This is a genomic window from Micrococcus sp. KRD026 (assembly GCF_017168445.1).
Classification (GTDB): domain Bacteria; phylum Actinomycetota; class Actinomycetes; order Actinomycetales; family Micrococcaceae; genus Micrococcus; species Micrococcus luteus.
In genome coordinates this window covers 128332-136545 of record NZ_JABFBA010000005.1, presented here as the reverse complement: position 1 = coordinate 136545, position 8214 = coordinate 128332, and the positions used below count along the sequence as shown (strand labels likewise).

Sequence of the window (8214 nt, the reverse complement as noted above, 5' to 3'; positions counted from 1 at the left end):
GTGCTCGGCCCCGCGGAGGGGGGATGGGGGGCCGAGGAAGCCCGCCACCATGGCCCCTTTGAAACGGGATTGAGGCCATGGGGTCTGTGTGAGCCCCGTACGTCCATCAGACGGCCGGAGGCTCGTGACTTCAGGGTAGACCCGTGCCCGGGGTCGTCGCAATGGGCGGCTCCGGTTGCGCTGTGGGCAGAACACGGGGTGGCCGGACCGTGAACGCGAGGTGGCCTGATCGCCTGTGGACGACGGCCCGGCGGGTGCGCCGCCCGACCTAGGCTGGGCGCATGAGCGGGGTGGGATGGGCGTGGACGCACGGCGCGCCGGCGACGGCGGTGCTGTGGTCCCTGGGACTGGTGTGGTTCGCGGTGTGCACGGGCGTGCTCGTGCGCACGGACCTGCGCGAACATCGGCTGCCGAACCGATGGACGCTGCGGCTGGCGCTGGGCGGGTTGACGATGATGACCGGGGGAGCGCTGCTGGCGGGCCGGGGTGACCTGACCCTCTGCAGCCTGCTGGGCGGTCTCGGTTACACCGTGGCGATGCTCGCGCTGCACGTGCTCAGCCGCGGCGGCCTCGGGATGGGCGACGTGAAGCTGGCCGGCGGGCTGGGCGTGTACACGGGGGTGCTCGGTCCGACGGCGGTGCTCGCCGCCGGGGTGGGCGCGATCCTGCTCGGCGGCGTCGTGGCGGGGCTGCTGGTCCTCGCGGGCCGGGCGACGGGGCGAACGGCGCTGCCGTTCGGGCCGGCGATGGTGGCGGCGGCCGCCGGAGTGCTGGTGCTGGCGTGAACGACGAGCGGCCGCCCTCCGCACGGGAGGACGGCCGCTCGGCGTCGTGGCCCGGGAGGCGGCGTCGCGCCGCTCACCGAATCCGCCGGATCACTCCGGGTGGGTCATGGACATGGTGTCCAGGGCCTTGTCCAGCTGCTCCTCGGTGATCTCGCCGCGCTCGACGTAGCCGAGGTCCACGACGGCCTCGCGCACGGTCATCTTGTTCGCGACGGCGTGCTTGGCGATCTTGGCGGCGGCCTCGTAGCCGATCACCTTGTTCAGCGGGGTCACGATGGACGGCGAGGCGCCGGCGAGGAAGGCGCAGCGCTCCTCGTTGGCCTCGATGCCGTCGATCATCTTGTCCGCCATGACGCGCGTCGTGTTGGCCAGCAGGCGGATGGACTCGAGCAGGTTGGCGGCCATCACGGGGATGCCCACGTTGAGCTCGAACGCGCCGTTGGTGGAGGACAGGGCGACGGTGGTGTCGTTGCCGATCACCTGGGCGCACACCATGATCGCGGCCTCGCAGATCACGGGGTTGACCTTGCCCGGCATGATCGAGGAGCCCGGCTGCAGGTCCGGGATGGCGATCTCGCCGAGGCCGGTGTTCGGGCCGGAGCCCATCCAGCGCAGGTCGTTGTTGATCTTCATGAGCGAGAACGCGATGTTCCGCAGCTGGCCGGAGGCCTCCACGAGGCCGTCACGGTTGGCCTGGGCCTCGAAGTGGTTGCGGGCCTCGGTCAGCGGCAGACCGGTCTCCTCGGCGAGCAGCTCGATCACGCGGGCGGAGAAGCCCTTCGGGGTGTTGATGCCGGTGCCCACGGCGGTGCCGCCGAGCGGGACCTCGGCCACGCGCGGCAGCGCGGACTGGATGCGCTCGATGCCGTAGCGGACCTGCGCGGCGTAGCCGCCGAACTCCTGGCCCAGGGTCACCGGAGTGGCGTCCATGAGGTGGGTGCGGCCGGACTTCACGACGCCGGCGAAGGCCTCCGCCTTCTTCTCGAGGGAGACGGCCAGGTGGTCCAGCGCCGGGACGAGGTCGTTCACGAGGGCGGCGGTGACGGCCACGTGCACGGAGGTCGGGAACACGTCGTTCGAGGACTGGGAGGCGTTGACGTGGTCGTTGGGGTGCACCTCGTCCTCGGAGCCGGCCTCCTTCAGTGCGCGGGTGGCGAGGGTGGCGAGCACCTCGTTGGTGTTCATGTTGGAGGAGGTGCCGGAGCCGGTCTGGAACACGTCGATCGGGTACTGGTCGTCGTGGTCGCCGGCGATGACCTGGTCCGCGGCGGCGACGATGGCGTCCGCGCGCTCCTGCGAGATGATGCCCAGCTCGGCGTTCGCCTTGGCCGCGGCCTTCTTGACCTGCGCGAGGGCGTGGATGTGGGCGGGCTCGAGGCCCTTGCCGGAGATCGGGAAGTTCTCCACGGCGCGCTGGGTCTGTGCACGGTAGAGCGCGTTCACCGGCACCTTCACCTCGCCCATGGTGTCGTGCTCGATGCGGAACTGCTGATCGGTGTTCTCTGCGGTCATGGTCACATCCTAGGACGGCGTGGGCGCCCGGTGCCGCACCGGACGCCCGACGTCGTCAGACCGCCAGGTCGCCGTGCACGCGGCCCGGTCGCGCGGTGCCCTCGGACAGCGAGTAGGTGAGCCCGACGACGGCGGTGCGCCCGGACTCGACGGCCGCGCGGACGGACTGCGAGGTCTCCAGGAGGTGGTCGCAGGTCTGGTCCACGTGCTCGGCCACGAACTCGTCGACCTCCTCCAGCCCGCGGCGACGCCCGGCCAGCACGGACGGGATGATGCGCTCCACGAGGGGGCGCACGAAGCCGCGCGGCATGGTGCCGGAGATGTAGGACTCGACCGTCGCCGTGACGGCGCCGCACGAGTTGTGGCCCAGGACGATGACGAGCGGGATCTCCAGCACGTCCACGCCGTACTCGATGGAGCCCAGCACGGCGTCGTCGATCACGTGGCCGGCCGTGCGCACCACGAACACGTCGCCGAGGCCGAGGTCGAAGATGATCTCGGCCGCCAGGCGCGAGTCGGCGCAGCCGAAGATCACGGCGACCGGGGCCTGACCGGCGGTCAGGTCGCTGCGCCGCTCGGCGTTCTGGTTCGGGTGGCTCGGCTCGCCCGCCACGAAGCGGCGGTTGCCCTCGGCGAGGACCTCCCACGCCTCGGCGGGGGTCAGGTCGGAGGTGGGGACGACGACGTCGGGGGCCGGCGTCGTCTCGGGGCGGGTGTGGGGGGTCATCGGGTCTCCTTCGCGACGCCGTGCGCCAGGTCTTCGAGGACGGCCTGGTCGCCGGTGGTGGTCAGCACCACGGTGCTGCCGTCCACCTCCGCCACGAGCCGTCGCTCCGGCTTCTTCGGATCGGCGTGGAGGTCCCACGCGATCCCGTCGATCTCGATCGTCTCCGACGTCGGGACCTGGTCCACCCGCAGGCTCACCCAGGTGGGGTCGACGTCCTCGGCCTGCTGCAGGCCCGCGAACACCGTGTCCGTGACCACCCAGCCGACGTCCCACGTGGAGACGCCGTCCAGCTTCTGCAGGCGGGCGTAGTTGGCGTACCAGGACTCCGGTACCTCGGGCGCCAGGGCCGGCAGGTCGCCGTCGTCGTGGGGGATCGTGGCGGCCTCGGCGGCGACGTCGACGCGGTCCTCACGGGGCCGCTGCGGCGGCTCCGGGTTGAGCAGGAGGACCACGGCCACGATCGCCAGCAGAGCCGCCAGGGAGAGCACCATGGCCATCCACGGCTGCCGGGCCCGCTGCGCCTGCTGGGCGGTCAGGACGGGGCACCGAGATCTACACCCTAGAGTTCGTCGGCAGCGTCAGATGTGTATAAGAGACAGGCATTGTGCCACCCACGGGAGGCCGCCCCCGTAGGATGAGGACCGGGGCAGAGCCGCCCTCACGCCCCGTCCCGTGCGGACGGAGCGCCGCGAGCAAGGATCGGAGCAGCGATGACCAGCGCGTCCTCGGAGAAGACCGGCTACGAGAATCACGTCCCGGACCGCAACCTGGCCATGGAGTTGGTGCGGGTGACCGAGGCGGCGGCCATCGCCGCGAGCCCCTGGGTGGGTTACGGGGACAAGAACAAGGCGGACGGCGCCGCGGTGGACGCGATGCGCGCGTTCATGGACACCGTGGCCATGGACGGCACCGTGGTGATCGGCGAGGGCGAGAAGGACGAGGCCCCCATGCTGTTCAACGGCGAGCAGGTCGGCGACGGCTCCGGCGCCGCCGTGGACGTGGCCGTGGACCCGATCGACGGCACCCGCCTGACCGCCATGGGCTACAACAACGCGCTCTCCGTCTTCGCGGTGGCCGAGCGCGGCACCATGTTCGACCCGTCGGCCGTGTTCTACATGGACAAGCTCGTGGTGGGCCCCGAGGCCGCCGACTTCGTGGACATGCGCCTGCCGGTGAAGCAGAACGTGAACCTCGTGGCCAAGGCCCTGGACAAGCCCGTCTCGCAGGTGACCGTGTGCGTGCTGGACCGCCCCCGCCACGAGGGCCTGGTCAAGGAGATCCGCCAGGCCGGCGCCCGCGTGAAGTTCATCCTGGACGGCGACGTCGCCGGCGCCATCGCCGCCGCCCGCCCGGACACCGGCGTGGACATGATGATGGGCATCGGCGGCACCCCCGAGGGCATCGTCACCGCGTGCGCGATCAAGGCCACCGGCGGCATCATCCAGGGTCGCCTGGCCCCCACCGACGACGCCGAGAAGCAGAAGGCCCTCGACGCCGGCCTCGACCTCGACGCGGTGCTGACCACGAACGAGCTGGTCACCTCCGACCACTGCTACTTCGCGGCCACCGGCATCACCGACGGCGACCTGCTGCGCGGTGTGCGCTTCGCCGACGGCCGCGTGCACACGCAGTCCATCGTGATGCGCTCGTCGTCCGGCACGGTCCGCACCGTGGACGCCGAGCACGACGTGAAGAAGTGGTCCAAGTGGCTGGGGGACCGCGACGCCCGCTGAGCCCGCGGGCCGGTCTGCCGGGCTCAGCCCCGCGGCAGGCCGGCCACGTGCACCGTCGCCGGGGCGCCGGCCGCGGCGCGGACGGCCAGCGGGCCGGACGCCGTCTCCGCGGCGGGCAGGAACACGGCCTCGCCCGGGCCCAGCTCGATCTCCTGGCCTGCCAGGGCCAGGCTTGCCGTGCCGCGGGTGACCACCGCGATCCCGGGCCCGTGCACGTCGAGCCCGTGGACGGCGTCGTCCTCGAGCGTGGCCTGGAGCAGCTCGAACTCCTCGAACGGCGGGCGGAAGGCCACCACGGAGTCGGCCACGCGCTCGGGCTCGGTGGAGGGCACCGGCAGCGCCTCGAAGGTGACCACGCGGCGCAGCTCGGGCACGTCCATGTGCTTCGGGGTGAGCCCGCCGCGCAGCACGTTGTCCGAGGCCGCCATGACCTCCACGCCCAGCCCGTGCAGGTACGCGTGCACGTTGCCGGCGGGCAGATGGATGGCCTGACCCGGGGCCAGGTCCACGCGGTTGAGCAGGATGGCCACCACCACGCCGGGGTCGTCCGGGTGGTGCTGGGCGGCCTCGAGGGCCGTGGCCAGCGAGGGGTCGCGCTCGGCCAGGTCCGGCGCAGCCCGCAGCACGTCCACGACCTGCGCGACGGCGCCGGGGGCGCCCCACACGGAGTCGGGGTCGAGGATCGAGGTGAACGCGTCCTCGAGGTCCCCGGCGGCGAGGGCCTGGCTGATCCGGGCGGCGGCGACGGCGACGGCGGACGTGTCCCCGTCCGCCCGCTCCGTGAGGGCGCGGGCCAGGGCTTCGAAGCTGTCCGAGGAGACCTCGGGGGAGCGGAAGCCGCACATCGCCGCGAAGGGGGTCAGCGCGAGCAGCATCTCCGGCTTGTGGTTCGCGTCCTTGTAGTTGCGCTGCGGGGCGTCGACCGGCACGCCGGCGGCCTCCTCCGCGGCGAAGCCCGCGCGGGCCTGCTCCAGGGTGGGGTGCGCCTGGATGGACAGCGGGGCGCCCGCGGCGAGCAGCTTCATGAGGAAGGGCAGCCGGCCCTCCGGCGCGACGGGCCCGAGGCAGCGCTCCGGGTCCGCGGCCACCACCTCGTCCAGGCCGATGTGGGCGCCGTCCGCCACGACGGCGACGCACGGGGCGCCCGGATGGTCGCCCAGCCACAGCTCGGCCTCGGGGCGGCCGGTGGGCTCGCGTCCCTGCAGGTCGGCGAGGAGCGTGGGGGAGCCCCAGGCGTAGTCACGGATCACGGGCTTCAGGACGTGCATGCGCCCAGCCTAGGTCAGCCCGTCGGCCCGCGCGTCGCGCCTCACGGGGCGGGGATGCACAGCCCGTTGGTCGAGGACGCGTGGTTCAGCACGTCCTCCTGGCCCAGGTCCTCGGCCGTCATCAGGTCCTCGGCGGTGAAGGGCTCGCCGTCGGTGCGGGTCGGCGGGGCCGGCCACGTGGCCGGGTCGTCCTCGTCGACGTCGGGGGTCTGCGTCTCCTGCGCGACGACGGCCAGCACGGTGAGCAGCGGCGTCGCCGAGACCCCGGTCGGCTCCGATCCGGCGGTTGCGGACTCATCGGCCAGCATCTCGTCCACGCGGCGGTGGACGAGGTCGTAGTCGGGGTAGGTGGTGAAGTGGGTGCCCGTGTCGCCGAAGTCGGGCGGGCCGATGGTCAGCCGCCGCATCTTCTGGCCGCGCGAGCGCTCGGCGAGGTCCGCGAACGTGCCGAGCTGGGACTGCGGCAGGTCGGTGGTCACGATCTGCTGGCCCGCCGCGAGGATCCCCTCGAAGCGGGTGAGCACGGTGGCGGGGCTGAACTGCTCCAGCATCGCCGCCTGCATGCACTGCTGCCGGCGGATGCGGGCGTAGTCGGTGGACCAGTGCCGGGAGCGGGCGAAGGCGAGCGCGTCGTCGCCGTTGAAGTGGTGGGTGCCCGGCTCCCACCAGATGTTGCCCCAGGCGCCGTCGGGCCGGACGCCGCGGTGCACCACGTAGCCGCCGCTGACGACGTCCACCCCGCCCATGGCGTCGATCAGCTGGGCGAAGCCGCCCATGTCCATGAGGGCGTAGCCGGAGACGTCCAGGCCGAGGATGCCGCCGGCGGCGTCCTTCATGGCCTCGGCACCGGGGTGTTCGGCGTCCGGGTAGAGGTCTGCGTGGTGCTCCTCCACGTCCGTGTAGAGGGCGTTGAGGATGCACTCGTCGCCGCAGTCGAAGCCGTTCGGGTACACGTCCCACAGCGGGGAGCCCTCGACGAACGGCGCGTTCTGGAGATTGCGGGGCAGGGAGAACATCACGATGGCGCCGGTGCGGGCGTCCACGGAGACCACGTGCATGGAGTCCGGGCGCAGCCCCTGGCGGCCCTCGCCGGCGTCCGCGCCCAGGACCAGGATGTTGTAGCGGCCCTCGGCCTCCGGGACGGCCGGCCCCTCCCGGAAGACCTCGCCGAGCGCCCCGCGGCTCGTGTTCGCCGCCCAGCCGCCGTAGAGCAGGGCGCCGCTGGTGAGCACGAGCGCGAGCGCGGTGACCGCCGCCGTGATCTTCCGCGCGCCGGGGGCGAGCAGGTGCGGCCGGATCAGCCGGAACGTGTCCACCCACAGCACTGCCCAGCCCACCGCCAGCGCCGCCAGGACCACCGCCAGCCCGAGCAGCACGCCGTCCCGGGCCATGAGCGAGATCAGGCTCGCGCGGGAGACCAGCCACCACAGCAGCCCGAGGATCAGCACGGCCCACACGGTGACGGTGACCCGCAGCGCCACGCGGCCGAGCCGGCGGCTGCCGGCGACGAGCTGGGCGCCGCCGGGGACCAGCAGGGTCAGGGCGGTGAGGATCAGCGCCCGGCGGGTGCGCTCGGTGGGGGAGGCGACGCGTGGATCTCGGAGCGGGTCGGGCTGCGCGTGACCGGCGGGCACGGATCCGGTGGCGGACGACATCAGCGGTCGGCGGCCATCCGCTCGCGCAGGCGGGCCCCCTTGGCCCGGGCCTGGGCGTTGAGCTCGTCGGCGTGCTCGGCGAGGGCGGCGCGCAGGCGGTCGCCCTCCGCGGTGTCGGCCGAGGCGAGGATGCGGGCGGCCAGCAGGCCGGCGTTGCGGGCGCCGTCGATGGAGACGGTGGCCACCGGCACACCGGCGGGCATCTGGACGATCGAGAGCAGGGAGTCCATCCCGTCCAGGCTCTTGAGCTTCACGGGCACACCGATCACGGGCAGGGGGGTGACGGCGGCGAGCATCCCGGGCAGGTGGGCCGCGCCGCCCGCGCCGGCCACGATCACGCGGATGCCGCGCTCGTGCGCGCGGGCGCCGAACTCCACCATCTCGTGGGGCATGCGGTGCGCGGAGACCACGCCGACCTCGACGGGCACGTCGAGCTCGCGCAGGGCCTCGGCGGCCGCGCTCATCACGGGCCAGTCGGAGTCGGAGCCCATCACGACGGAGACGACCGGGGCGTCGTCCTGCAGGGGCTGGGCG

The 8214-nt window shown here is 73.0% G+C and carries 8 protein-coding genes; 2 read left to right on the top strand and 6 right to left on the bottom strand.

Translation table 11 applies throughout. The features are described from left to right. The first annotated feature begins 281 nt into the window (after window positions 1-281). A complete protein-coding gene (locus tag J1M40_RS02025) occupies window positions 282-785 on the top strand; it encodes an A24 family peptidase (RefSeq protein WP_063189028.1) in 504 nt (167 codons plus the stop codon). A gap of 90 nt (window positions 786-875) precedes the next feature. Here the strand turns inward: J1M40_RS02025 and J1M40_RS02020 are convergent, their stop codons facing one another. The 3 genes from J1M40_RS02020 to J1M40_RS02010 are packed head-to-tail and all read right to left on the bottom strand — an operon-like array spanning window position 876 to window position 3515. Further along, window positions 876-2297 carry a class II fumarate hydratase gene (locus tag J1M40_RS02020; protein ID WP_044659622.1) on the bottom strand — a complete coding sequence of 474 codons (1422 nt, stop codon included), beginning with the start codon at window positions 2295-2297 and terminating at the stop codon, window positions 876-878. A 55-nt stretch (window positions 2298-2352) separates the two neighbouring features. Beyond that, on the bottom strand, window positions 2353-3024 hold the full coding sequence (locus J1M40_RS02015; protein WP_002854504.1) for a carbonic anhydrase: 672 nt from the start codon (window positions 3022-3024) through the stop codon (window positions 2353-2355). After that, window positions 3021-3515 (bottom strand): DUF4245 domain-containing protein, encoded by a 495-nt coding sequence (locus J1M40_RS02010; RefSeq protein WP_241251979.1) that lies wholly within the window; start codon window positions 3513-3515, stop codon window positions 3021-3023. Before J1M40_RS02010 ends, J1M40_RS02015 begins: the two co-directional genes overlap by 4 nt. Before the next feature lie 219 nt (window positions 3516-3734). On the opposite strand from J1M40_RS02010, the gene glpX reads away from it, so the two are divergent. Then, on the top strand, window positions 3735-4757 hold the full coding sequence (gene glpX / locus J1M40_RS02005) for a class II fructose-bisphosphatase (protein WP_002854500.1): 1023 nt from the start codon (window positions 3735-3737) through the stop codon (window positions 4755-4757). Window positions 4758-4780: 23 nt separating this feature from the next. Here glpX and manA read toward each other — a convergent pair whose 3' ends face one another. The 3 genes from manA to purE all read right to left on the bottom strand — a co-directional run. After that, entirely contained in the window at window positions 4781-6025 is a 1245-nt protein-coding gene (gene manA, locus J1M40_RS02000) for a mannose-6-phosphate isomerase, class I (RefSeq protein ID WP_102708595.1), read from the bottom strand. A gap of 41 nt (window positions 6026-6066) precedes the next feature. After that, window positions 6067-7680 carry an LCP family protein gene (locus J1M40_RS01995; protein WP_102708594.1) on the bottom strand — a complete coding sequence of 538 codons (1614 nt, stop codon included), beginning with the start codon at window positions 7678-7680 and terminating at the stop codon, window positions 6067-6069. After that, window positions 7680-8214 (bottom strand): 5-(carboxyamino)imidazole ribonucleotide mutase (gene purE, locus J1M40_RS01990; protein WP_228070742.1); only part of this gene is annotated, 535 nt, incomplete at its 5' end. The genes purE and J1M40_RS01995, both read right to left, overlap by 1 nt.